This window comes from Citrobacter sp. Awk 4 (genome assembly GCF_028069725.1).
Classification (GTDB): Bacteria; Pseudomonadota; Gammaproteobacteria; order Enterobacterales; family Enterobacteriaceae; genus Citrobacter_D.
Window position 1 is genome coordinate 1 of record NZ_JANEWG010000119.1, and the last position, 1,654, is coordinate 1,654.

The 1,654-nt window shown below is 38.4% G+C and carries 1 protein-coding gene and 1 pseudogene; both read right to left on the reverse strand.

The window, feature by feature from the left end; genetic code table 11:
• The coding region (locus NNO04_RS22395) for a LysR family transcriptional regulator (RefSeq protein WP_271446516.1) at positions 1-573 on the reverse strand (573 nt) is incomplete at its 3' end.
• Positions 574-1,161: 588 nt separating this feature from the next.
• A pseudogene (locus NNO04_RS22400) lies at positions 1,162-1,434 on the reverse strand (transposase); the annotation flags it as partial.
• Positions 1,435-1,654: the final 220 nt, after the last annotated feature.

Here is a 1,654-nt window from a genome sequence, read left to right on the forward strand (position 1 = left end):
ATACAGTGTTATATTTGCTGCAGCATCAATATGATTGAAGCTTTCCTCTGCGATATTTTTCGGCAGAAGCGCAATTAATGACTCCTCTCCCAATGAGTAAGTGTGAAACGAATCATTCTGGTAGATCTGTCTTAGTGTAAAAATAGCCGTATTTGGTTTTGTGGATAGCGATAATGTCTCACTGGCAGATATGGATGCCCGCCTACAATTTACAGGGTATTTGAGAGTTGCAAATCGCTTAGAGAAAAATTGAAAAATAATATAAGGTATGCTGATATCAAATATCAGCTCAAGAATGTTTTTGTCGATATTTTTAATAAACTCATGCTCTGCTGCGCATAATGCATCATAGTGTGGTTTTACTTTATCATACAAAGCATAAGCCACAGATGTCGGCTCCAGGTTATTATAACTACGATTAAATAGTTTATCCCCAATATGCCCTTCCATTTCATATAATACTCGACCTAATGGCGAACGAGTGATGCAAAGTTGATCTGCGGCCTCGTTAATACATTTTGTTTCCATAGCTGTAATAAAATATTGTAATCGTTTCGATATGAGCAAATTCATAAAAACTCCATTTCTGACGTATATTATATGATTCCCATATTAACCTGCGTATCTCAGGTGATTATATTAACTTTCGGTACTTATAATTTCCGTGTTGCCACTTACTTTTCTTATGAAATCTTGCCCCAGGATAAAATGGGCGTGCTTAGGCACCATCTCCATCTTTCTACTCTCTTAGTAAAGTGCGGGAGTGGATCCCTCTCGCAGACCTCCAGGTAACCACCTTTGTTAGATGGGCATTTGCTGTTAAATGAAACAATAATATACATCATGTACATAGGTTAATAACAGTAAATATAGATGGGAAAATAAATGTCATCTGTCGCAACAAACTCTGTTCCGTTAGAGCAGGCGCTCTTTTTATTCAGTATCATAAATCACCTGCTGGCGTACTATCATCAACAAAAAGGACATCAGGCCAGTGACATAATTATGGCAGGCTGGTAGGGATAAGCTAAATATCATTTTTTCAGTAATCACATCCATGACATCAATATCAACGGCGTGTGTAATACTAACTTTGATATAAGATTTTTTGTTCCGTTTGCCGGAGTAATCGCACGACTTGTCCCTGCTAAATAGTTGCACCTAATACGGTTCCACTTTTTCCAGACCATGTATTCCTCCGGGAAATAGTCTGGTGGTTTCCATAAAGTGTCGTACCCTTTTCAGCAACTGCCACAATGAACGACACTGATGATTCCGGATTATTGTGTTGTACCCCCTGCCATAATCGTTCCACGTAGTTCATCCGCGGCGAGTTTACTGGTGATAAATTATCCTGAATTTCAGATTCTCCTTCAACCAACGCTGTGTTTCCTGGCTTTCATGGATAATATAGTTATCCACGATTATCGTGAGGACAGGAAATGCCACGGTCGTGGAGTCAGTCCATCTTTTGCTTCAGGTAATTGAGTCACTGTGTTTTTTTAAGATATACTAATAGATGGCAGACCAAGTTTTCGTCCCAGTTTTGTCATCAGTTTTTAGCGTAGCTTAACTCTCTCCAATTATTTAATCCATTTTAATCTCTCTCGTTATAGAGACATCCATAATGAATTCAACTGACACTCAAATAACA